Genomic DNA, 21,226 nt, shown 5'->3' with positions numbered 1-21,226 from the left:
CGATCACGATTGCGGTTGCGGCACGAGCAGCGACTCGCGCACCATTTCGCGGATCACGTTCCGCCGGATCTTCCCGGTCGCGGTCTTCGGCAATTCGGCCATCTCCACCACGCCGCGCGGTCGTTTGAACGCCGCCAGACCTCCTCGGCAAAACTCGATCAGCTCGGCAGCGTCCACAGTGGCCGAAGGCGCGGCGACGACGCACGCCACCGGTTTGTCCAATCCGTCCTCGTCCGGCGCGGCGACCACCGCCACCTCGGCGACAGCCGGATGCTGCAGCAGCCGTTCCTCCACTTCGGACGGAGACACCCAGATCCCGCCCGCCTTCAGCATGTCCCCGAACCGGCCGAGGCACGTATAGGTTCCGTCCGAATTCCGCACGTAGCTGTCCCCGGTCCGCAGCCACGAACCCTGGAAAACCTCTTTCGTGGTCTCATATCGCGCCCAGTATCCGGTCGCGATGGAAGGTCCGGACACGAACAGTTCGCCAGCCCGGCCCGCTTCCGAGATCACCGCTCCCTGCTCGTCCCGGATCTCGACGGAGTACCCCGGCACCGCCACCCCGGTGCTGCCCGGCCGCACCGCGCCCGGCTGGTTGGACAGGAAAATATGCAACGCCTCGGTCGACCCGATCCCGTCCAGGATCTCCACGCCGAACCGCGCGCGAAACCGCGTGAACAGCGCCGACGGCAACGGCTCCCCGGCCGAAACCGCGTACCGCACCGAGGAAAACGAGTCATCCGGGATGTCGCTGGCCAACAACGCCGCATAGAACGTCGGCACGCCGAAGAACAACGTCGGCCGGTCCGCCCGCGCCCGAGCGGCGATGATCCCCGGCGTAGGACGCGCCGGTTCCAGCAGCGTCGTCCCTCCACAATAGAGCGGGAAGAACGCCGAATTTCCCAACCCGTAAGCGAAGAACAATTTGGGCACAGACAGAAATCGGTCCGAAGAGGACACTCCCAACACCTGCTCGGCATAAGTCGAGCACACCGCGCGGATGCTCCCGTGCCGGTGCATCGCGCCCTTCGGCTTCCCCGTCGTGCCCGAGGTGTACAGCCACAGCGCGGGCGAGTCTTCCCAGGTCGGCGCGGCCACGACATCGTCCGAAGCGGTCAGCGGCCACCGATGCGTCCTTACCCCAGACGGGAATTGCGCCGGATCCGCCCGGTCGAGCACCACGTCGGTCACCTCGGGCGCACCGGTCAGCGCGCCCGCCGCCTGCGCGGAGAACTCCCCGGACACACACAGCACCCGAGCCCGCGAATCGGCGAGCACCTGGCCCAGTTCCAGTCCGGTGACCATAGTGGACACCGGCACCGCGACGGCCCCGACAAGCATCGCGCCGAGGATCCCGCTCAGCAGTTCGACATCGTCGACCATGCAGAACATCACCCGCTCCTCCGGACGCACGCCGAGCGCACGCAGTCCGGACGCGACCCGGTGGGTCTCGGCGGCGAGTTCGCCGTAGCTGAGCGTGCGCCGCGGCGAGACGACCGCGAGCGCGTCCGGCCGGCCGCGGCCGAGTAGGTACTCCGCGGCGTTGAAGTTCGCGGGAACCGTCATCGGTGCCCCCTCAGGTGAGGTACACGTACTCGTAGTCGAAAGGTTTTCCGTTGATGCCCTGCCTCGGCGGCGCGACCCAGCTGGCGATCTTCCCGCGCTCGTACACCGGGTGCATGAGCGACCGGACGAACGTCAGGTCCTCGGCAGTCGGCAGCCATTTGTGCCGCGCTGCCTCCCACGTGGCCTCGTCGACGATGCTGCCGTCGGGAGTGACGTGGTGGCCGGAGTTTATGCCGACCTCGCGATTGAAACCAGGGTGCGGCAAGGCGAACCGGAAGTCGATGCCGGCGTCGGCGAGGATCTTGTTCCACCGGTTGACCCCGGTCTGGCAGTCCGCGGTGTACTCGCCGCGCAGGTCGAGGTTCAGCAGCAGGATCGCCTGCAGTTCCTCGGACGTCCAGGTCCCGTCGTCGCGCGGACGTTCCAGCAGGCGGCTGTCGTCGGTGAGTTTGTGGTCGTCCTTGCGCCGCGTCTCCTGCCAGCGGCCCTTGAGCCCGGCGGTGTAGTAGTTCGCCGCGTTCGTGGACGTCTCGCTGCCGAACAGGTCGAGCGACACGGTGTAGTGGAAGTTCAGGTACCGCTGGATAACGTCCAGCGGGATGCCTCCGTGCGACGCGATGTCGTACGTGTCGTGCTCGCGGATGAGTTCGGCGCTGCGCTGCACCACCCGGTCGACGCCGGTGGTGCCCACCATCATGTGGTGCGCCTCTTCCTTGAGCATGAACTCGCAGGTGCGCGACAGCGGATCGAACGAGCTTTCCTTCAACGTGCCGAGCTGGTATTTCCCATCGCGGTCGGTGAAGTACGTGAACATGTAGAACGCGAGCCAGTCGGCCGTTTCCTCGTTGAACGCGCCGAGGATGCGCGGTGCGTCCGGACTGCCGGAGTTGCGCAGCAGCAAGCCCTCGGCCTCGTCCCGGCCTTCGCGGCCGAAGTACGCGTGCAGCAGGTACACCATCGCCCACAGATGCCGCCCCTCCTCCACATTCACCTGGAAGAGATTGCGCAGGTCGTACAGCGAAGGCGCGGTGAGCCCGAGCAGCCGCTGCTGTTCCACCGACGCCGGTTCGGTGTCGCCCTGGATCACGATCAGCCGCTGCAGGTCGGCGCGGTACTCGCCGGGAACCTGCTGCCACACCGGTTCGCCGGCGTGCTCGCCGAACGCGATCCGCCGGTCCGGTTCCCGCTCGGCGAGGAAGATGCCCCAGCGGTAGTCCGGCACGTTCACGTGGTCGAAATGCGCCCAGCCGTCGCGGCCGACGCTCACCGCGGTGCGCAGGTAGACGCCCTCGGTCTCCAGCGTGGGGCCCATCTCGCCCCACCAGTTCATGAATTTCGGCTGCCAGCCCTCCAGCGCGCGCTGCAGCCTGCGATCGTCGGCGAGGTGGACGTTGTTCGGGATTTTCGCGTCGTAGTCGATCTTTTCGGGCATCGGTTCAAACCCGCTTCCTGTCGAAGACCGCCTTCTGTCCGGTGCCGTAGCGACGCAGCGCGCCGTCCGGTCCGGAGGCGTTCGGTCGGGTGAAGATCCAGTTCTGCCAGGCGGTCAGCCGCCCGAAGATCTTGGTTTCGATGGTTTCCGGGCCGACGAACCGGTGGTTCGCCTCCATCCCGGTGAGCGCGTCCGGCGACAGCGAAGCCCGCCCCTCCAGCGCGATCCGGATCTCGTCCTCCCAGTCGAGGTCGTCCGGAGCGTCGGTGACCAGGCCGAGTTCGACGGCTTCGGCGGCGCTCAGCGAACGGTCGCGCTCGCGGGCCAGCCAGGTCAGATGATCGTCGTCGCCGTAGAACCGCGCTTGGAGCCGAGTCAGGCCGTTGCCCATCGGGAAGACGCCGAAATTGGCTTCGGACAAGGTGATCGACGCGCGTTCCGGAGAGTCTTCGTCGTCGATCGGCGGCCCGTCCAGCAGGTACTGCCGATCCGCCGCGAAGGCCAGCTCCAGCAGGCTGCCCGCGAAGCAACTGCCCGGTTCGATCAACGCGATCAAAGTGCGGCTGGTGACGTCCAGCCGTTTCAGCGTGCGCTTGTAGTAGTGCAGGATTTCGTTGCTCAGCCAGTCTTTCCCGCTGAGCACGACCTCCTCGTGCGCGAGCACCGCCTCCGGATCGCCTTCGGTCTTCAACACCCAGGTGCCGAGTTCCGGTTCGTTCGTGCGCAGCCGCAGGATCGCGTCGTCCAGTTCGCGGGTCAGCCGCAACAGCCAGCCGTCGAGCCGCGGTTCGCCCGAAGGACCGAGCACGGTGAGCGTGACCAGCGAGTTCGGCCGGTCGTACGCGACACGCACGTGCCGGTACTCGATTCCGTCTTCAGTAACCGACGGCTCCAGCGGTGCCAGCTCGATCCCCTGCTCGGCAGGCAACCGGTCGGATTCGGCGGCCAGTTCGTACGCCCGCGACAGGACTTTTTCGCGGAACCCGACGCGCGGCACCAGCTCGTCCACCAGCCGCCATTCCACCGCGGTCCGGCCTTTGACCCCGTCCGACCGCGTGGCGAACACGTCCGCGAGGTCCCGGCGGACGCGTCGTTTGTCGACCACGCGAGTCAGCCCGCCAGTGCCGGGCAGCACGCCGAGCAGCGGCACCTCGGGCAACGCGACGGTGGACGAATTGTCGTCGACCAGTAGGATCTTTTCGCAGGCCAGCGCGATCTCGTAGCCGCCGCCAGCGCAGCTGCCGTTCACCGCCGCGACGTAGGTCTGGCCGGAAAACTCGGTGGCGTCCTCGATGCCGTTGCGGGTTTCGTTGGTGAACTTGCAGAAGTTCACCTTCCACTCGTGCGGCGACGCGGCGAGCATCCGGATGTTGGCCCCGGCGCAGAACACCTTGTCCTTGGCACTCGTCACGATCACCGCGCGCACCTGCGGATGTTCGAACCGCAGCCGCTGGGTGGCGTCGTAGAACTCGATGTCGACGCCGAGGTCGTACGAGTTCAGCTTCAGCTCGTAACCGGGATCGAGGCCGCCTTGTTCGTCGACGTCCATCTCCAGCCAGGCGACCTCGCCGTCGACGGTCAGCCGCCAGTGCCGGTAAGTGTCCGGATGCCGCTCGAATGTGACAGATGTGGTGGTGGTCACGTCCTCGATTGTCTACATGGTTTCGACGAACGTCAATGTTGTGTAGACATTTGCCCGGCGGCGCTCACCCGGTTGAGCCGCATCGCCGCCCAGCATCCGAATACCCACAGCGCGACGGCCGCGAACGTGTCGGTGAAGATCGTCGCGAACCAGAACGCCGGGACCTGCGGCACGCCGACCAGGAAATGCCCCGCGCTCGCCAGCCCGGACAGCGAGTAGACCAGCAGAAACCCCAGCGCTGGCCAGCACTGGCCGCGCACGTAGGCGCGATAGCCGAGCACGCCGAACGCGGTGAAAACAAACCAGCTCGCCGCCACCACGATCTGCGTGACCAGCACGCTGATGCCCGGGATCTGCGGGTAGTCCGCCGCGCGAACGACGTTGTGGGTGTAGTGCAGGACCGTGCTGACCAGGGTGAACGCCAGAATCACCCGCAGCGGGCCGAGCCCCTTCTCGCGCAGAACGTCCATACTGCTCGCCCCCTTGCGATTTGATAGATCGCTCTAGCGGGAGGGTACCCGGACGCCACGTCGCGGCCAAGTCATGAGGGAAACTGGAGCCATGACCGAGCAGACCATCGAGGCCGACGGCATCACCCTGTGCCACGAATCGTTCGGCGATCCGTCCGCGCCGCCGTTGCTGCTGGTGATGGGCCTTGCCGCGCCGATGATCTGGTGGGACGACGAGTTCTGCGCCCAGCTCGCCGAAGCGGGCTTCCACGTGCACCGGTTCGACAACCGCGACGTCGGGCGCTCGCAGTGGTGGACCGGCCGGGCCAGCCTGCCGCTCGCGTACTTCCTGCGGTCCGCGCCGTACTCGCTCGGCGACCTGGCCGACGACGCGGGCAAACTGCTCGACGCTCTCGGCATCGAGCGCGCGCACGTGGTCGGCACGTCGATGGGCGGGATGATCGCGCAGGAGTTCGCGATCCGGCACCCCGAGCGCGTGCGGACGCTGACCTCGATCATGTCGACCACCGGCGCGCGGAACGTCGGCCTGCCCAGCCCGCGGGCCGCGCTCGCGATGCTGGCCCCTGGCCCGCGCACGCGCGAGGACTACGTGACGCAACTGGTGCGCACGTCAAAGCTGATCGGCTCGCGCGAATACCTGTTCGACGAGGACCATTTCCGCCAGCGAGCGGAACGCACCTACGACCGCGGCCTCAACCCGGCAGGCGTGTTCCGGCAGCTCGCCGCGATCCTGTCCTCCCGCGACCGGACAGCCGATCTGCGCCGGCTTTCCGTGCCGTCCTTGGTGATTCACGGTACGGCCGACCCGCTCGTGCACGTGTCCGGCGGCCGCGCGACAGCCCGCGCACTGGGTGCCGACCTCGACCTCGTACCCGGCATGGGACACGACCTGCCGCGCGAAGTGTGGCCGCGAGTGATCGCCGGGATCAAACGGCTCGCTACCCGCTGATCGTCACCGAGCCCAGGTTCGAGAAGTGCGCGGCGACGCGGGAGCCGGGGCGCAGTTCGACCGCGTCGGTCATGCCACCGGTCAGTACGAGCCAGCCCGGTTCGAGCGCCAATCCCCGTGCGGCCAAGGAATTCGCCGCCAACGCCAACGCTTCCGCCGGGTGCCCCTGCACGGCGGCGCCGGTCGCGGTGTCGACGATCTGACCGTCCACTTCGAGCAGTGCGGCTTCCAGCGAAAGGTCCAAAGAGGACGGTGGACGGCCGACCGAGCCGAGCCCGAACAGTGCCGAAGAACCGTTGTCCGCGACGACGTCCGGCAGTGTGAAACGGTAATCGCGGTAACGGCTGTCGATGATCTCGATTCCGCCGTATACCTGGGAAACCGCGGCGAGAGCAGTAGCCGCGGTGACGCCCGGGCCGGCGAGCCGCTCGCCGAGCACGAAAACCAATTCCGGCTCCGCGCGCGGGTGGATGAGCTGCGGCACCGGCGCGCCCGCAGGCAGCACCATCGCGTCGGTCAGCCACGCGAGCAGGGGTTCTTTGACGCCCATCCGCTGCTGCTTCGCCCGCGACGTGAGCCCGAGCTTCACCCCGATCAGCGTCTCGCCGCGTTCCTGACGCAGCCGCAGGGCTTCGTCCTGGATCGCATAGGCAGTGGCGAGGTCGAGGTCCGGCCAGGTGTCGGTCAGCTGCGCGCTTTCTGCCGTCCGGTTGAGCAATTCCTGCGCTGCAGTACCGATATCGACGGTCACTTGTCGTCCTCCTCCGGAGCGAACACCGCGGTTACGCTGCCAAGGCCGGCCATGGTCGCCACGACGGTGTCGCCAGGGCGGACGGTCTGCGCGGCGGTCATCGAACCGGGCAGTACGACGTGGCCGGGCTCCAGCGTCACCCCGAGCGGGCCGACGGTGTTGGCCAGCCACACCAAGGCGTTGATCGGCGAACCCAGCACCGCCCCGCCCGCGCCGGTGGCCGCGAGCTGACCGTTGACGTGCAGCGTGCAGCCCGCGAGCCGCAGGTCGACGTCGCGCAGGTTCGTCGGGCTGCTGCCGAGGATCACCCCGCCGGACGATGCGTTGTCGGCGACGGTGTCGAAGATCGAGATTTTCCAGTCACGGACCCGTGAATCGACGATCTCCAGCGACGGCAGCACGAAATCGACCGCGCGGACCGCGTCGGCGACGGTCACCCCCGGACCGCGCAGCGGCGCGCCGAGCACGAACGCGATCTCCGGTTCGATCCGCGGCTGCAGGAACCGCGTCGTCGGGATCGGCTGGTGTTCGAGCAGGAACATCGAGCTGGTGAGGTGCCCGAAGTCAGGCTGGTTCACGCCCATCTGGCGCTGCATCGCCGCGGAGGCGAGGCCGACCTTGTGGCCGCGCACCACGTCGCCCGCCGCCACCCACGCGCGGACTTGCTCCTGCTGCACGCGGTAGGCGTCTTCGATGGTCGCGTCGGGGAAGGTCTTCACGAGCGGATCGATCGGCTCGTGGCGCTCGTACGCGCTCGTCAGCAGCGCGACGGCGTCCTGCAGCTCAGCGGGTTCCACGGGCCGAACTTTGCCTGACCGCGCCGCGTGCGCCAACCCGGCCGTTCCATTCACCGGTACGGAGCACTTCTCTCGCTCGCTAATCTCTTGCGCGCGAGAGTTTGTCGGCGTACCGTTCCCCGTGTTGGCTCCCAGAGAGGACGTGACCCCGCAATGGCACCCACCGAGACCGAAGTCGCCCAGCTCGCGCAGGTCCGCGACCGGCTGCGGGAGCAGCACCTGCACCCCGCGGCGGAACGCCCGGCGACCGTGGGCCGCGGCATCCACCACACCGCGCTGCTGTCCAGCGACGTCGAGCGGACGATCACCTTCTACCAGGACATTCTCGGCTTCCCGCTCACCGAGCTGATCGAAAACCGCGACTACCCGGGGTCGAGCCACTTCTTCTTCGACGTCGGCAACGGCAACGCGGTCGCGTTCTTCGACCTGCCCGGACTCGACCTCGGCCCGTACGCGGAGGTGCTCGGCGGGCTGCACCACCTGGCTCTCTCGCTCACCCCGGAAGCCTGGGCGGGCGCGCGCTCCCGGCTCGACGCCGCCGGCGTGAAGTACCAGGAAGAGAGCGGCACGTCGATCTACTTCGCCGACCCGGACGGGGCCCGGATCGAGCTGATCGCGGACGACCTCGGCGAGATGTACGGCTCGAAGATCGGCTGAACCACTGGACTCGGCGGGCTGCCGAGATCAGAGTGTGAGCCCATGGGCGATTGGGTGGCTTCGCGGCAGAAAGCACGGCTCGACCGGCGGGAAGCGATCGACGCGCTGATCGCGCAGGTCCGCTACGAGGTGCGGCTGCATCTGGCGGAGCCGACCGCGATGAGCCGGTATGACGACCTCGCCGAGGTTTTCGCCCTCGGCCACAGCGAGTGTGCTGCGCTGCTGGCCCACCGCCGCTTGCTGCCCTGGTGGGAGCGACGGCTGCTCACGCGATTCGCGCGTCGGATGCATGGCAGTGCGATCGCGGGCAGCGTGTTCGACGTACCGGCGGGCGAACCTGTCGCTGGGGCTTTTCGCGGGGAAATCGCTCGCCTTCTTCCCGATGCAGGCGATACCGGTGCGCGCTATGACCTGCAGGGACGTGGCCTGATGACCGTCTTTCGGCTAGCGCTCGGCGCCCGTGGCGAAGCCTGGCCGGACCGGCACGAAGTCGCGTCCACTGTGGCCCGCAATGTCCTGGCGTGCAGCTCCGCGTTCCTGCAGCGGTCGCCGTGGCATGTGCTGTGGCCGGTCTACCGGGTCCGAGGATTGCGGTTGTGGCGGCTGTGACCTTGCGGAATCGTTCGTCGCAGCAGGATGTTGAGGAGAGTATGAAGCCTGAAGAGATCCTCGTTAACGCGCGCACGATCGCGGTTGTCGGCCTGAGCCGAGACCCGGGGAAGGCCGCGCACGGCGTACCGGCTTCGCTGCAGGCGCACGGTTTCCGGATCATCCCGGTGCACCCGTCGGCGACTGAACTGCTCGGGGAGAAGGTGTACCGGTCGCTGGAGGAAATTCCGGAGCCGGTGGATCTGGTGGACGTCTTCCGTCCGGCTGACGAGGTGCCGGACATCGCGCGTTCCGCGGTGGCGATCGGGGCTAAGGCATTGTGGCTGCAGCAGGGGATCGTGTCGGAGGAGGCGCGGAGGATCGCGTCGGAGGCTGGGCTGGAGTACGTCGAGGATCGGTGCACGGCTGTGGTTCGGGCGGTGGCGGGGATTTCACTGGCTTAGCCGGTCGAATGCCCCAGACCGCTTTGGTTTTGCGATGAAGTCGGCGATGATTTGGGCGCATTCCCGGGGAGTGTGCACGGAGGTGTCGCATTCGAGGTCGTAATCGCCGTGGGCGTGCACGATCGAGTATTGGCGTTCAGCCAACCCGACGGGACGATCACCTCGCGCCTGCTCCCGCCGCCGCAGCTCCGGCAGCGGGCAGTGCACGCCGACGAACGTGACTTCCTGCTCTCGCAACACTTCCAAGCAGTCGGCGAGCCAATGCGGGCGAAGCACGTGGTCGGCGATCACACCGTTGCCCGCCGCCGCGAGCCCGGCCAGCATCCGGTGATAGCCGCGCACAGTCCGTTCGAAAACCTCGTCGAACTCACGCGTGCCGAACTCGGGCGTCTGAACCCGCGACCGCATGCTGTTGATCGTGTCCCTCGGCACCGAGAAGTACGGTCCGGGCACCAGATCCAGCAGTTCCGCCGCGATACTCGACTTGCCGGAACTGGACGTGCCATTGAGGAAAACGACGTGGCCGCTCATCCGACGAGCCGGTACCCCACCCCGCGCACCGTCTCGATAGTCCGCGTCCCGAACGGCGCGTCGATCTTCCGCCGCAAATACCCCACATAAACCTCGACCACGTTCTCGTCGCCCTCGTAATGCGCGTCCCAGACGTGGCCGAGGATCTCGTTCTTCGTCAACGCCGCCCCCTGCCGCCGCAGCAGAAACTCCAGCAGCCCGAACTCGCGCGCAGTCAACTCGATCCGCGTCTCTCCTCTGTGGACAGTGCGCGCTGCCGGGTCGAGCTTCAGATCCCCCGCGGTCAACACAGCCGGCCGAGCCGGCGCGCCCCGGCGAAGCAACGCTCGCAGCCGAGCCAGCAAAACAACAAACGAGAACGGTTTCGAAAGATAATCATCCGCGCCGAGGTCGAAGGCGTCCGCCTCGTCGTATTCGCCGTCCTTCGCCGTGAGCATCAGCACCGGCGTCCAATTTTCCGCTGCCCGCAAGCGTTTCAGCACTTCATAGCCGGACAGCTCGGGCAGCATGATGTCGAGGACCACGGCGTCGTAATCGTGCTCCATCGCCGACCAGAGCCCGTCCCGGCCGGTGTGCGCCACGTTCACCGTGAACCCCTCGGCGACCAGGCCGCGGCGAAGGGTTTCGGCGAACTCCAGCTCGTCCTCCACGATCAGCAACCGCATGCTCAGTCCTCCTCGATCCGGGGCAGTTCGATGCTCGGCAGTTCGATCACGAAATGCGCGCCCGGGTAGTTCGGGTCGGCCACGTCGACGTACCGCGCGCGGCCGCCGTGCCGGGCCGCGATGCCGGCCACGATCGACAGGCCCAGCCCGGTTCCGCCGCGCCGGCGTGACGCGTCCAGCCGCACGAACCGCTCGAACACCCGCTCCCGGTCCTCCTCGGCGACTCCCGGACCGTCGTCGCTCACCTCCACCACGACCATCTCATCTCGCACCGAACTCGCAATCCGGATCCGCTCGCGCGCGTGCCCGCACGCGTTGTCGACGAGGTTGCGTACGGCGCGACGCAGCTGCGCTTCATTGCCGCGCACCTTCGCCGGTCCCGCGCGCACTTCAATCCCGACAGCCGCTTCGCCGCGTACGCGTTCAGCTTCGGCGCGGACGATGTCGTCCAGGTCGACCTCAGTGCGCGCGGGTCGATCAGTGGCGTCGTCGGTGCGCGCGAGCATCAGGAGATCGTCAACCAGCTCTCGCAGTCGCGCGGTCTCGCGAGTAATCACCGGCACCAGTTCGTCAGTGGTCTCCGGGTGTTGGTTCGAGACGTCGAGCGCGGTGCTGATGGTCGACAGCGGCGAGCGCAGCTCGTGACTCGCGTCGGCGACGAAGCGGCGTTGCGCGGCCTGCGCGGACCCAAGCCGTTCGAGCATCTCGTTCAGCGTGACAGCGAGGCGGTGCACCTCGTCGCCGCCAGGCGGCAGCGGTACGCGCAACGCGAGGTCTCGCGTCGAGATCTCGGCGACAGTGCGCCGCATTCGCTCTACCGGTCGCAACGCCGATCCAACCGAGCGGTACACCGCGAAGCCAGCGATACCGAGCAGCGGCAGCGAGATCAGCCCTAAAAGCAGCGTAAGCCGGGCAGAGGCTTCGGTGACGGGCTCAAGGGACCGCGCGGAGATGACGGTGAACGGTCCGCCCGGGCCGTTGACGCCTTCCGAGACCAAACGGTAGTAGCTGCCGTCGCCGTCCAAGCCGAGCGGCAACGTCTCGACGGTCTCCTGCCCCGGAGCCGGGCGCGCGCTGGTGATAGCCGGACGGCCGACAATCGCCGGGTCACTCGCGATCGGGGTGCTTCGCGGGCCGAGGACCTGCGTCACGGCTTCAGTGTCACCAGTGCTCGCGACATCGCTCGGCGATAGGTCTCGCGCGCCCGCGCGCACGAGTTGGACGGCAACCTGCCGCGCGGTGCTGCGCGCGCTCTCGGTGACGCTTCGGTCGAGCGACTGCTGCAACAACAGCACCACGACGACGCACGCGGTCGCGATGGCTAGCGCGAGCGCGAGCACGGCAACCCCGGTTGTCCGCATCCGGACGCCTGCGGCAGCGAGAAGTCTCACGCACGCAGCGTAACGAGCGGCGAGGGAAGTCATCGGGCGCGGCGTGCAGCCAGCCGTTCTGAGCGCAGCGTCTCCACTTCAGTCAGGTCCAACGGCTTCAGCTCATAGCCAAGCACCCACGACAACAGCAGGTCAGCCAGCTCGGGATTGCGCGCCAGCGCAGGGCCGTGCAGGTAGGTGCCGAGGACGTGCTCGGTGACCGCGCCCTCGGTGCCGTCGCCGTTCCCGGTCCCGCGGACGACGCGGCCTAGCGGAGCGCTGCCCGGACCGAGCACGCTCGCGCCCTGGTGATTTTCGAAGCCGGTCAACGGTGTCTCGAGCAGGTTCGGTTCAACGATCAACTCAGCCACCGCGCGCTGCGGCGACGGCTCGGTGACAAGATCGAGCAGCCCCAGCCCGGCGTGGTCGACGCCGTCGACGCCGCGAAAGCGCGTGCCCAGGATCTGCAGCCCGGCGCACACCCCGAACACCGGACGTCCCGCGTCCGCCGCGCTCCGCAGCCCCGTCGAGTTGCGCAGGAAGTCCGCGGCCAGCACCTGAGCCATGTCCTCGCCGCCGCCGAGCAGGTAAAGGTCCAAAGTGGACGGTACCTCGGATTCCAGCGAAACCGGCACCACCTCGGCCTCGTAGCCACGCCACTGCAAGCGTTTGCAGAGCACCTGCGCGTTGCCGGAATCGCCGTACGTCCCCAGCACCTCGGGAAGCAAAAGGCCGATGCGGACGGTCGAATCAGACATCGGGCAACCGGTCGACCAGGTCGCGGAAAGCGGTGTAGTTCGCGACGAGTTCGACCCCGCCCGGCGGCAGCGTGTCGATCGCGCTGACCGGATCCGGGGCCGACCAATGCGGAACCTCGGCGTAGCAAAGCCGCACCGCGAGGTCGGCGGACCGCTCGCCGGCGACGACGACCTGACGGCCGCGCAACCGCTCGAAGTGCACGTCCCAGAGCCACGACAGGTCGCGGCCGTCCGCCTCGTTCGCGTTGACCGCGACGACGACCGGGGTGTCCTCGTCGAGCACGCGCAGCGTTTCAGCCCAGCCAGCCGGATTCTTGGCCAGCATGAGCCGCACCGAATGCCGGGTGCGGCGGATCGTGCGGTAGCGCCCGCCGATGTCGGTGATCGTGCGCAACCGGGCCGCGGCGGTGTGCGGCGGCACGCCCACGCAATGCGCGGCGGCGAGCGCGAGAGCGGCGTTGGCCCGGTTGGCCTCGCCGGGCAGCCGCAGGTCGAGGTCCACTTGCCGGCCGCCGGGCGTGTGCACCAGGTCGCCGTCGAGGGTCCACGTCGGCTCCGGGCGGGCGAAAGCGCAACCCGCGCAACGCCATTCGCGATCGGTGTGGGTGATCGCGCCGCCACACCGTGGACAGGAGACGGAATCGCCCGCCCAGCGCCGTCCGGTGCCGACCCACACCGGGCGCGCCGCCGCCGAAGCCGCCGACGTGACCAGGACGTCGTCGCAGTTCGCGACCACTACCGTGCGCGACAGCCCGGCGAACGCGGCACGGAGGTCGCGCTCCATCATCCGGACTTCGCCGACGCGGTCGAGCTGGTCACGGCTGAGATTCAGCAGCACGAGCGCCGCGGGCTGGACCTGGTCGGCCACCCACGGAACGTAGGTTTCGTCCACCTCCAGCACCGCGTACGGCGCGTCCGGACTGGCGGCGAGCGCGGCCACCACGCCGTCGGGCATGTTCGCGCCGTCGCCGTTGTGCGCGACCTCGGCGAGCGCTTCGAGCGCGCGGGTCAGCATCAGCGACGTGGTGGTCTTGCCGTTCGTGCCGGTGACGATCACGACCGTGCGATCGCGGCCGAGCCTGCGCAACGCCTTGGGGTCGAGGCGCAGCGTGACGCGGCCGCCGATCACCCCGCCGCGGCCCAGCCGGGCGGTACGGGAAAACCACGCGGTCAGCCGCCCGGCGGCGACCGACGCCCGGGTGCGCAGACGTGTGGACATCACCCAAACCGTGCGGCACGGGCGCTGTGATTTTCCTGAGAGGGTGACTCCAGTCTCCGTTACCCTTTGTAAGCAGTCTTACCGATCGGAGGTTGAACCATTCGGCGCAACCTTGACCTTGCGCAATGACAGAGATCGGTCAAGATCTTCCGTCTATACATCGGAGGTGTTAGCGTCCAACCCCGCTTGATGGCACCACGCACCGGTGACCGGGAACGCAGAGCGACAGGCGGAGGGCGAACGTGGACGCAGCAGCACGCGGGCTGGACCAAAGCGGCACCCTGGAGCGTGGGCTGGCGGTGCTCGAACACGTCGGGCAGCACCAGGAAATTTCCACGAACGCGCTCGCCCGGCAACTGGGTTTGTCGCGCAGCGCGGCGTACCGGATCGTCGGCACCCTGAAGCGGCTGGAGTACCTGGAGGCGGACACCGTCACCGGGCGCGTGCGGCTCGGCACCCGGCTGGTCGAACTCGGCGCCCGCGCGATGGCGGCGACCGACCTGCACCGCTGCGCGCCGCGGTATCTCACCGCGCTGGCCGAGCGGTCCGGAGAAACGACGTACCTCGCGGTGCCGGACAACGACGCGATGGTCTACGTCGCGACCGAGCGCAGCGCCAGCGCGGTCACGCTTTCCTGCCGCCTCGGCACTCGACGGCCGCAGCACGCGACGTCGCTGGGCAAGGCATGGCTCGCCGCCTTGCCGGAGGCCGATCGGGTGGAGCGCGTGCGCCGGATGAAGCTGGACAGTCTCACTCTCAAGACCATCAACGATCCGGTCCGGCTGCTGGACGAGCTGGCGCGCACCCGTCGTCGCGGCTGGGCCGTCGACGACCTGGAAAACGAGCCGGACGTCGGCTGCGTCGCGGCGGCCGTGCGGGACCACTCCGGCCGTCCGATCGCGGCGATCAGCGTCGCCGGTCCTGCGCCGCGGGTGATGCGCCGGGCGGACGAACTGGGCGCGACGGTAGCCGGGACGGCGGCCGCTTTGTCGATGCGGCTGGGGTACGTGCGGAATCGCTGAGGTCTTTCACCAGATCGGGTTGGAACACCTGTTTTCATCAGCTCTACCAGCGGAAATAGGTTGTCCACAGGCGTGTCGACTTGTGGACAACCCTGGGGATGGCGGTCGGCGGGAGCGGGAAATGTCGGGCCGGTGATGGACCGTTGCCGGCATGTCGATCACTCCCGCACCGCACGGTGCCCAGCTATCCCGTTCCCGCTTCCAGCTTGCTGCACGACTCGGCCCGCTCCAGCAGCAGCGCACGCTCTCGTTCGTTGCCGGTCATCTTCGCCGCGCGCTCGAACTCGGCGCGCGCCTCGTCCCGGCGGCCCAGCTTGTACAGAAAGTCGCCGCGCACGCTCGGCAGCAAGTGGTAATTCTTCAACGCGGGCTCAGTCAGCAATTTGTCCACCAGCGCCAGTCCGGCCTCCGGCCCCTCGGCCATCGAGACCGCGACGGCCCGGTTCAGCTCGATCACCGGAGACGGCGTGAGCTGCGCCAGCCCCGCGTACAGCGCCGCGATCCGCGCCCAGTCGGTGTCTTCGGGAGTGATCGCCACGGCGTGGCACGCGGCGATCGCGGCCTGCGCGGAATACGGCCCGTACGTGCCGTCCGCCAGCCGTTCGGACCGGGCCAGCGCGGTGAGGCCGCGCTGGATCAGCAGGCGGTCCCAGCGGCTGCGGTCCTGGTCCATCAGCAGCACCGGTTCGCCGTTCGGGCCGGTGCGCGCGGCCGAACGCGACGCCTGGATTTCCATCAGCGCCACCAGGCCGTGCACTTCCGGTTCGCCGGGTATCAGCCCGGCGAGCACCCGGCCGAGCCGCAGGGCGTCCTCGCACAGCGCGGGCCTCATCCAGTCGTCACCGCGCGTGGCGGAGTAGCCCTCGTTGAAGATCAGGTAGATCACTTCGAGCACGGCGGGCACCCGCGCCACCCGCTCGTCGCCGACCGGGGTTTCAAACGGCACTTTGGCCTCGGCGAGCGTTTTCTTGGCTCGCACAATGCGTTGCGCGACAGTGGATTCCTTCACCAGGAACGCGCGGGCAATCTCGTCGGTGCTGAGCCCGCCGAGCATGCGCAGCGTGAGCGCCACCCGAGCCTGAGTGGACAGCACCGGGTGGCAGGCGGTGAACACGAGCCGGAGCAGATCGTCTTCGATCTGCTCGTCGTCGAGCACCGCGTCGAAGTCGGGCAGCACGCCCTCGCCGAGTTGCTCGGCTTCGCGGCCGATCTCGTCCATCTTGCGGCCGAGGGTTTCGTTGCGCCGGAACAGGTCGACGGCCCGGCGCTTCGCGATCGTCATCAGCCAGGCGCCCGGATTGCGCGGCACCCCGGTTTCCGGCCACTGTTCGAGCGCGGCGACGAGCGCGTCCTGCGCCAGCTCCTCGGCGAGTCCCACGTCACGGGTCATCCGCGCGAGACCGGCGATCACCCGCGCCGACTCGATCCGCCAAACGGCCTCTACCGCATTTCGCGTGTCCACCGGCCCATCAGACCGGGCCGGCCCGCCCGAGGCAACCCTCGGGCGGGCGCGGAGTCACAGCTCGCCCGCCATCGGACGGATCTCGACGGTGCCCGCCTGCCGGTCCGGATTGGGCGCCCGCTTCATCAGCTCGACGATCTCGGCGAGCGATTCGCCCTCCAGAATCCACACCCCGGCGACGAGTTCCTTCGTCTCGGCGAACGGGCCGTCGACCACGCTCGGCTCTGCCTCCCCGTCGAACCACAGCAGCCGGGCGCCCTCCGCACTCGGCGTCAGCCCAGCCGCCTGCACGAGGTGGCCGGACTCGGCGAGTTCGGTGTTGAACCGGCCCATCTGCTCCAGCAATTCGGCGCTGGGCGCGGCTCCCGCTTCGGAGTCCTCGCTGGCTTTCACCAGCACCATGAACCGCATCAGTTCTGCGCAGCCTGCTCGCGCAGCTTCTCCTCGGCCTCGCGCAGTTCCGGGGTGAGGTTGTCGCCGAAGTCGTCGGCCTCGAAGATCCGCCGGATCTCGATCTCGTGGTGTGCGCCGTCGGTGTTGGGCACGCGCTTGATCCACTCCACGGCTTCCTCGAGCGAACGGACCTGGAGGATCCAGAACCCGGCGATCAGCTCCTTGGTCTCGGCGAACGGACCGTCGACCACGCTGGGCTCGCTGGTCCCGGAGAACTTCACCCGAGCGCCCTCGGAGCTGGGAGCCAGCCCCTCGCCCGCGAGCATCACTCCGGCCCGCACGAGTTCCTCGTTGAACTTGCCCATCTCGGCGAGCAGCTCGGTGCTCGGCATCTGGCCCGCTTCGCTCTCTTCGCTGGCCTTCATGATCACCATGAAACGCATCTTCGGTACCCCTTCGTTCTCGGCTTGCTTCCACCAGTGCGTCGAACGGGCCGGTGCCGGATCGACAGGGTGCTCAAACTTTTTTCCCGGTCGCGAAACTAGCAGGTCAGGCGAACTTCGGGAGACAAAACGGGCGTGGGAGAATCGGTGTCCGTGGCAGTACTTCCCGAAGCCCTCCGCGCCGCCCTCGACGACGAGCTCGGCCGGTTCCCCGAATCCCGGCTCGCGCAGGCCGTGGACCGGCTCAGCAAGCGTTATCGACAAGGCGACTCGGCAACCTCGCCGATCCTCTCTTCGGAGCTGGATGTCGCCGCGTACGCCGGGTACCGGATGCCAGCGACGTACGCGGCGGTCAGTGCGGTGCTGGGCGAAGTGGCTGCCGCCGCGCCCGGGTTCGCCCCGAAGTCGCACGTCGACGTCGGCGGCGGCACCGGAGCGGCGGTCTGGGCAGCGGCCGAGGTCTGGCCGTCGCTGGAGAAATGCACTGTCCTTGAGCAGGTGGCAGCCGCGCTGGCACTGGGACGCAAGCTGGCGGCGAACGCCGGCGAGCCGGCCGTCCGCACCGCGACCTGGCAGCGCGGGCTGGTCGATCCCGCGTCCGCGGCACCGGAAGCCGACCTGGTCACGCTGTCGTACGTGCTCGGCGAACTGCCCGAACGCGGCCGGGCCGACGTCGTCCGGTGGCTCGCCACGCAAGCAGGCACGGTCGTGCTCATCGAGCCAGGGACGCCAGCGGGATTCGCGCGGATCCGGCAAGCTCGCGAGGTGCTGCGCGGATTGGGTCTCAGCGTGGTCGCGCCGTGCCCGCACGACGACGTCTGCCCGATCAAGCCAGGAGAGGACTGGTGCCATTTCTCCGCCCGGCTGCCCCGAAGCGGGGTGCACCGGCGGATCAAGTCCGGCACACTGGGCTTCGAGGACGAAAAGTTCTCGTATGTGGCGGCCACGTCGGCACCGGTCGACCGTCCGTCGGCCCGGATCATCCGGCATCCGCGCAAGCACAAGGGGTTCGTGCAACTCGACCTCTGCACGGTCGACGGACTCGCGCCCGGCACTGTCGTGTCGAAGCGGCACGGCGTCCGTTACCGCGCCGCCCGCGACGCGGAATGGGGAGACGCCTGGAGCGCGGAGTAACTGGGGGACAGTTTCTCCGGTCGCGGTGTCTGGATGGTGGTGCCGGCTCCGACTGCCTGGTGTCAGCGGATCTGAACCGGAGGGGACTTTCCATGGATTTCCACGAACGTTGCGCCGAGATTGTGCGGCAGACGGAACTGCTCGCCGCGGCCGTCGAGGACGCGGACCGGACGGTGCGGGTCGCGGCCTGCCCGGAGTGGAACCTCGGCCAACTGCTCGACCATGTCAGCACCGGCCACCGGTGGGCGGAGGAAACCGTGCGCACCCGGGCGGACCATTGGCTGCCGGAGGACAGACTCCAGAATCCGGTGGACACCCCGCGGCCGGCGTCGTGGCTCGTGGACGGGGCGAAGGCGTTGGTGGCGACGCTGCGCGAAGCGGGTCCGGACGCGGAGGTGTTCACGCCGGTCCCGAACGGGCCGCCGCGAGCAGCGTTCTACGCGCGCCGGTTCATGAACGAGACACTGATCCACCGCGCCGACGCGACGCTGGCCGCGGGCAGGGAATTCACCGTCGCGCCGGAAGTCGCGCACGACGCGATGGAGGAATGGCTGGAGCTCGGGTCGCTGCCGCAACTGCTGGAGCACGTACCCGAACGCCGAGAACTGCTGGGCCCGGACCGCACGATCCACCTCGCGCCGACCGACCACGCGACGTCTTGGACGGTCGACCTCACCGGGGATCAGCTGGCCTGGCACCCGGGCCCGCCGGCGAAAGCGGCGGTCACCGCGGCCGCACCGCTCGGCGATCTGCTGCTGATGGTCTACGGCAGGCTGTCGTCGGACATCGCGCACCGCACCGGCGACACGGTGTACCTGGACCGCTGGCTCTCGCTCGTCGGCTTCGGCTGATCCGGTCAGTCCCAGCGGATCGGGAGGCTCTTGATCCCGTTCTGGAAATTCGACCGCAGCCGGCGGGGTTCGCCCGCGAGCCGGACCTCGCCGAGCTGGTCGAACACCGCCTCGAACAACGCCCGCATCTGCATCCGCGCGAGATGCGCACCGAGGCAGAAATGCGGGCCGTGGCCGAACGTCAGGTGTTCGGTCGGCGCGCGCGTCACGTCGAACACGTCCGGATCGGGAAACACCGTCTCGTCGCGATTGGCCGAGGAGAACCACACCACGACCTTGTCCCCGGCCTTGATGTCCACATCGGACAGCCGGGTGTCCTGCGTCGCGGTGCGGCGGAAGTGCATCACCGGCGTGTGCCAGCGCAGCATCTCCTCGACCGCGCCGGGCAGCAGGCTCCGGTCGTCGAGCAGTGTGCGGTACTGCTCAGGATGCGCGAGCAACGCGGCCATCCCGCCGGGCAGGCCGTTGCGCAGAGTTTCGTTGCCAGCGACGGAAAACAACCAGAAGAGGTTCTCGAACTCCTCAATCGACACTCGGCCGCCGTCGTCGTCCACGTACTGCATCAAATTGCTCATCACGTCGTCGCCGGGATGCGCGCGTTTGTGCTCGCCGAGTGCGTGCGCGTAGGCGTAAAGATCCGGCATTCCGGCGCGGCTGCGCGGATCCGGCATCTGGCCGTCCGGGCCGGGTTCTGGACGCACGGCCAGCGCGGCGCGGGCGAGGCCGGTGACGTCGCCGGCGCGGACGGTCGCGCTCACCGCGTATTCGGGATCCTGGAAGCCGATCACGCGGTTGCTCCAGTCGAACATCAGCCTGCGGTCCTGCTCGGGCACGCCGAATACCTCGGCGAGTGTGAGCAACGGCAGGTCGGCGGCGATGTCCTTGGCGAAATCGCATTCGCCGCGCTCGGCCACCGCCGCGACGAGATCCCGCGCCCAGCCTTCGATCCGTTCCGAAATCCGGCCGACCGCACGCGGGGTGAAGGCTTTTGTGAGCAGCCCGCGCAGCCTGCCGTGCTCGGGCGGGTCCATGTTGAGCATCATCCGGCGCACGTACCGCAGGTCCTCGGCGGTAGCCGGGTCGCGGATCTGCGTGCCGCCGGACTGCGACGAAAACACCGCTGGAGTGCGGAGCACGTGCCGCACATCAGAGTGGCGCAGCACCGCCCAGAAGTCGCCGATCCGCGTCACCGGCGTTTCCCGGCGCAGACGGGCAAGCAGGTCGTAAGGCACGCCCGTGACGTAGGTGTCCGGGTCGGCGATGACAGCACTCGACACGTTCCGACCCTAGCCCCGAGACCGCCGCCTGCGGAAAGATCCGTCCGGTGGAAAAGCTGAAGCTGCGCGTCACCGGACACGGCGAACCGCCAGTCCTGCTCCTGCACGGGCTCGGTGCCACCGGCGCGGTCTGGGACGGCCTCGCCAGCCAGCTCGACCGGCGGCTGCTCGCGCCGGACCTGCCCGGCCACGGCGGTTCGCCACGGCTGCCTGAGTACACCTTCCAGACGCTCGCGGCCGCGGTCGCCGATGCACTGGACGAGCCCGGCCCGGTCGCCGTACTCGGCCATTCGCTCGGCGGTGTCGTCGCGCTGGAGCTGGCGAGCGGCCGCTACGACCTGGACGTCAGCAGTGTGCTGGCGGTCGGCGTCAAGGTGGAGTGGAGCGAAGACGACCTGGCCCGCGCCGCGGCGATGGCAGCCCGCCCGCCACGACTGTTCGAAACCCGAGAGGAGGCCGAAACCGCCTATCTGAAGATCGCCGGGCTGACCGGCCTGGCCCCGGCAGACCCGGACGGCGTCACCCAAACCGCGGACGGCTGGCGGCTGACCCTGGACCCACCCGCGTTCGGAGTCGGCAGGCCGGACATGCCGGGACTCCTGGCGGCCGCGCGCTGCCCGGTGGTGCTCGCCGCCGGCGAAAACGATCCGATGTGCCGTCCTGAACAGCTGCGCGACCTTGTTCCCGAGGCAGTGGTCCTGGCTGGGCTCGGGCACAACGCGCACGTCGAGGATCCAGCCGCGGTCGCGGCGCTGCTCACCCCGCGAGGCGACTGAGCAGGCGCT

Annotated in this window: 23 protein-coding genes; 8 read left to right on the top strand and 15 right to left on the bottom strand. The window is 68.6% G+C overall.

Translation table 11 applies throughout. The features are described from left to right. Positions 1 to 3 precede the first annotated feature (3 nt). From ACWGIC_RS11645 to ACWGIC_RS11630, 4 genes are read right to left on the bottom strand one after another with little or no spacing between them, the layout of a single operon-like run. A complete protein-coding gene (locus ACWGIC_RS11645) occupies positions 4 to 1,566 on the bottom strand; it encodes a benzoate-CoA ligase family protein (RefSeq protein WP_452075832.1) in 1,563 nt (520 codons plus the stop codon). Positions 1,567 to 1,576: 10 nt separating this feature from the next. Beyond that, complete coding sequence (boxB, locus tag ACWGIC_RS11640) at positions 1,577 to 2,998, bottom strand: benzoyl-CoA 2,3-epoxidase subunit BoxB (RefSeq protein WP_452075831.1); 1,422 nt, start codon at positions 2,996 to 2,998, stop codon at positions 1,577 to 1,579. Positions 2,999 to 3,002: 4 nt separating this feature from the next. Continuing rightward, positions 3,003 to 4,640, bottom strand: coding sequence for a 2,3-epoxybenzoyl-CoA dihydrolase (gene boxC / locus ACWGIC_RS11635; protein ID WP_452075830.1), 1,638 nt, complete (start codon positions 4,638 to 4,640; stop codon positions 3,003 to 3,005). Positions 4,641 to 4,672: 32 nt separating this feature from the next. Next, complete coding sequence (locus ACWGIC_RS11630) at positions 4,673 to 5,110, bottom strand: hypothetical protein (RefSeq protein ID WP_452075829.1); 438 nt, start codon at positions 5,108 to 5,110, stop codon at positions 4,673 to 4,675. A 91-nt stretch (positions 5,111 to 5,201) separates the two neighbouring features. Between ACWGIC_RS11630 and ACWGIC_RS11625 the strand changes: the two genes are divergently transcribed. Further along, positions 5,202 to 6,059 carry an alpha/beta fold hydrolase gene (locus ACWGIC_RS11625; protein ID WP_452075828.1) on the top strand — a complete coding sequence of 286 codons (858 nt, stop codon included), beginning with the start codon at positions 5,202 to 5,204 and terminating at the stop codon, positions 6,057 to 6,059. Here the strand turns inward: ACWGIC_RS11625 and ACWGIC_RS11620 are convergent. Then, on the bottom strand, positions 6,049 to 6,810 hold the full coding sequence (locus ACWGIC_RS11620) for a 2-keto-4-pentenoate hydratase (protein ID WP_452075827.1): 762 nt from the start codon (positions 6,808 to 6,810) through the stop codon (positions 6,049 to 6,051). The genes ACWGIC_RS11625 and ACWGIC_RS11620 overlap by 11 nt on opposite strands. Beyond that, positions 6,807 to 7,607, bottom strand: coding sequence for a 2-keto-4-pentenoate hydratase (locus ACWGIC_RS11615; RefSeq protein WP_452075826.1), 801 nt, complete (start codon positions 7,605 to 7,607; stop codon positions 6,807 to 6,809). Before ACWGIC_RS11615 ends, ACWGIC_RS11620 begins: the two co-directional genes overlap by 4 nt. 153 nt (positions 7,608 to 7,760) lie before the next feature. Here ACWGIC_RS11615 and ACWGIC_RS11610 point away from each other — a divergent pair, with 153 nt between their 5' ends. The 3 genes from ACWGIC_RS11610 to ACWGIC_RS11600 are packed head-to-tail and all read left to right on the top strand — an operon-like array spanning position 7,761 to position 9,316. Further along, a complete protein-coding gene (locus ACWGIC_RS11610) occupies positions 7,761 to 8,264 on the top strand; it encodes a VOC family protein (RefSeq protein WP_452075825.1) in 504 nt (167 codons plus the stop codon). A 42-nt stretch (positions 8,265 to 8,306) separates the two neighbouring features. Then, positions 8,307 to 8,873: a hypothetical protein gene (locus tag ACWGIC_RS11605; RefSeq protein ID WP_452075824.1), complete on the top strand. Its 567-nt coding sequence runs from the start codon at positions 8,307 to 8,309 to the stop codon at positions 8,871 to 8,873. A gap of 41 nt (positions 8,874 to 8,914) precedes the next feature. Continuing rightward, positions 8,915 to 9,316: a CoA-binding protein gene (locus ACWGIC_RS11600; RefSeq protein ID WP_452075823.1), complete on the top strand. Its 402-nt coding sequence runs from the start codon at positions 8,915 to 8,917 to the stop codon at positions 9,314 to 9,316. Here the strand turns inward: ACWGIC_RS11600 and ACWGIC_RS11595 are convergent. Genes ACWGIC_RS11595 through ACWGIC_RS11575 form a run of 5 tightly spaced genes read right to left on the bottom strand, consistent with a single transcriptional unit; the run spans position 9,305 to position 13,859 of the window. Further along, on the bottom strand, positions 9,305 to 9,847 hold the full coding sequence (locus ACWGIC_RS11595) for a chloramphenicol phosphotransferase CPT family protein (protein ID WP_452075822.1): 543 nt from the start codon (positions 9,845 to 9,847) through the stop codon (positions 9,305 to 9,307). The genes ACWGIC_RS11600 and ACWGIC_RS11595 overlap by 12 nt on opposite strands. Further along, complete coding sequence (locus ACWGIC_RS11590) at positions 9,844 to 10,512, bottom strand: response regulator transcription factor (RefSeq protein WP_452075821.1); 669 nt, start codon at positions 10,510 to 10,512, stop codon at positions 9,844 to 9,846. Before ACWGIC_RS11590 ends, ACWGIC_RS11595 begins: the two co-directional genes overlap by 4 nt. 2 nt (positions 10,513 to 10,514) lie before the next feature. Continuing rightward, positions 10,515 to 11,903, bottom strand: coding sequence for a HAMP domain-containing sensor histidine kinase (locus tag ACWGIC_RS11585; RefSeq protein WP_452075820.1), 1,389 nt, complete (start codon positions 11,901 to 11,903; stop codon positions 10,515 to 10,517). A 29-nt stretch (positions 11,904 to 11,932) separates the two neighbouring features. Continuing rightward, a complete protein-coding gene (locus ACWGIC_RS11580) occupies positions 11,933 to 12,640 on the bottom strand; it encodes a type 1 glutamine amidotransferase (protein ID WP_452075819.1) in 708 nt (235 codons plus the stop codon). Continuing rightward, on the bottom strand, positions 12,633 to 13,859 hold the full coding sequence (locus ACWGIC_RS11575; RefSeq protein WP_452075818.1) for a MurT ligase domain-containing protein: 1,227 nt from the start codon (positions 13,857 to 13,859) through the stop codon (positions 12,633 to 12,635). The genes ACWGIC_RS11580 and ACWGIC_RS11575 overlap by 8 nt, the downstream gene beginning before the upstream one ends. Before the next feature lie 242 nt (positions 13,860 to 14,101). Here ACWGIC_RS11575 and ACWGIC_RS11570 point away from each other — a divergent pair, with 242 nt between their 5' ends. Then, positions 14,102 to 14,881, top strand: coding sequence for an IclR family transcriptional regulator (locus ACWGIC_RS11570; RefSeq protein WP_081684630.1), 780 nt, complete (start codon positions 14,102 to 14,104; stop codon positions 14,879 to 14,881). 184 nt (positions 14,882 to 15,065) lie between these two features. Here the strand turns inward: ACWGIC_RS11570 and ACWGIC_RS11565 are convergent, their stop codons facing one another. The 3 genes from ACWGIC_RS11565 to ACWGIC_RS11555 are packed head-to-tail and all read right to left on the bottom strand — an operon-like array spanning position 15,066 to position 17,179. Next, positions 15,066 to 16,343, bottom strand: coding sequence for an RNA polymerase sigma factor (locus tag ACWGIC_RS11565; protein ID WP_452075817.1), 1,278 nt, complete (start codon positions 16,341 to 16,343; stop codon positions 15,066 to 15,068). A 54-nt stretch (positions 16,344 to 16,397) separates the two neighbouring features. After that, positions 16,398 to 16,754 carry a YciI family protein gene (locus tag ACWGIC_RS11560; protein WP_452075816.1) on the bottom strand — a complete coding sequence of 119 codons (357 nt, stop codon included), beginning with the start codon at positions 16,752 to 16,754 and terminating at the stop codon, positions 16,398 to 16,400. After that, positions 16,754 to 17,179, bottom strand: a complete 426-nt coding sequence (locus tag ACWGIC_RS11555; RefSeq protein ID WP_452075815.1) for a YciI family protein — start codon at positions 17,177 to 17,179, stop codon at positions 16,754 to 16,756. Before ACWGIC_RS11555 ends, ACWGIC_RS11560 begins: the two co-directional genes overlap by 1 nt. Before the next feature lie 153 nt (positions 17,180 to 17,332). Between ACWGIC_RS11555 and ACWGIC_RS11550 the strand changes: the two genes are divergently transcribed. Continuing rightward, positions 17,333 to 18,313, top strand: a complete 981-nt coding sequence (locus ACWGIC_RS11550; RefSeq protein WP_452075814.1) for a small ribosomal subunit Rsm22 family protein — start codon at positions 17,333 to 17,335, stop codon at positions 18,311 to 18,313. A gap of 92 nt (positions 18,314 to 18,405) precedes the next feature. Continuing rightward, positions 18,406 to 19,164: a maleylpyruvate isomerase family mycothiol-dependent enzyme gene (locus ACWGIC_RS11545; protein WP_452075813.1), complete on the top strand. Its 759-nt coding sequence runs from the start codon at positions 18,406 to 18,408 to the stop codon at positions 19,162 to 19,164. A 5-nt stretch (positions 19,165 to 19,169) separates the two neighbouring features. Here ACWGIC_RS11545 and ACWGIC_RS11540 read toward each other — a convergent pair whose 3' ends face one another. Further along, on the bottom strand, positions 19,170 to 20,441 hold the full coding sequence (locus ACWGIC_RS11540; protein WP_452075812.1) for a cytochrome P450: 1,272 nt from the start codon (positions 20,439 to 20,441) through the stop codon (positions 19,170 to 19,172). 47 nt (positions 20,442 to 20,488) lie between these two features. Between ACWGIC_RS11540 and ACWGIC_RS11535 the strand changes: the two genes are divergently transcribed. Further along, positions 20,489 to 21,217, top strand: a complete 729-nt coding sequence (locus ACWGIC_RS11535) for an alpha/beta fold hydrolase (protein WP_452075811.1) — start codon at positions 20,489 to 20,491, stop codon at positions 21,215 to 21,217. Positions 21,218 to 21,226 lie beyond the last annotated feature (9 nt).

The organism is Amycolatopsis sp. NPDC054798 (assembly GCF_053611505.1).
Note: the sequence above shows the minus strand (reverse complement) of the source record. Positions and strands in the feature narration are given on the sequence as shown.

Coding starts and splice junctions, on each gene's coding strand:
- ACWGIC_RS11645 (WP_452075832.1), bottom strand. CDS start 1,566: ATGACGGTTCCCGCGAACTTCAACGCCGCGGAGTACCTACTCGGCCGC.
- boxB (WP_452075831.1), bottom strand. CDS start 2,998: ATGCCCGAAAAGATCGACTACGACGCGAAAATCCCGAACAACGTCCAC.
- ACWGIC_RS11630 (WP_452075829.1), bottom strand. CDS start 5,110: ATGGACGTTCTGCGCGAGAAGGGGCTCGGCCCGCTGCGGGTGATTCTG.
- ACWGIC_RS11625 (WP_452075828.1), top strand. CDS start 5,202: ATGACCGAGCAGACCATCGAGGCCGACGGCATCACCCTGTGCCACGAA.
- ACWGIC_RS11610 (WP_452075825.1), top strand. CDS start 7,761: ATGGCACCCACCGAGACCGAAGTCGCCCAGCTCGCGCAGGTCCGCGAC.
- ACWGIC_RS11605 (WP_452075824.1), top strand. CDS start 8,307: ATGGGCGATTGGGTGGCTTCGCGGCAGAAAGCACGGCTCGACCGGCGG.
- ACWGIC_RS11600 (WP_452075823.1), top strand. CDS start 8,915: ATGAAGCCTGAAGAGATCCTCGTTAACGCGCGCACGATCGCGGTTGTC.
- ACWGIC_RS11595 (WP_452075822.1), bottom strand. CDS start 9,847: ATGAGCGGCCACGTCGTTTTCCTCAATGGCACGTCCAGTTCCGGCAAG.
- ACWGIC_RS11590 (WP_452075821.1), bottom strand. CDS start 10,512: ATGCGGTTGCTGATCGTGGAGGACGAGCTGGAGTTCGCCGAAACCCTT.
- ACWGIC_RS11580 (WP_452075819.1), bottom strand. CDS start 12,640: ATGTCTGATTCGACCGTCCGCATCGGCCTTTTGCTTCCCGAGGTGCTG.
- ACWGIC_RS11575 (WP_452075818.1), bottom strand. CDS start 13,859: ATGTCCACACGTCTGCGCACCCGGGCGTCGGTCGCCGCCGGGCGGCTG.
- ACWGIC_RS11560 (WP_452075816.1), bottom strand. CDS start 16,754: ATGCGGTTCATGGTGCTGGTGAAAGCCAGCGAGGACTCCGAAGCGGGA.
- ACWGIC_RS11555 (WP_452075815.1), bottom strand. CDS start 17,179: ATGCGTTTCATGGTGATCATGAAGGCCAGCGAAGAGAGCGAAGCGGGC.
- ACWGIC_RS11545 (WP_452075813.1), top strand. CDS start 18,406: ATGGATTTCCACGAACGTTGCGCCGAGATTGTGCGGCAGACGGAACTG.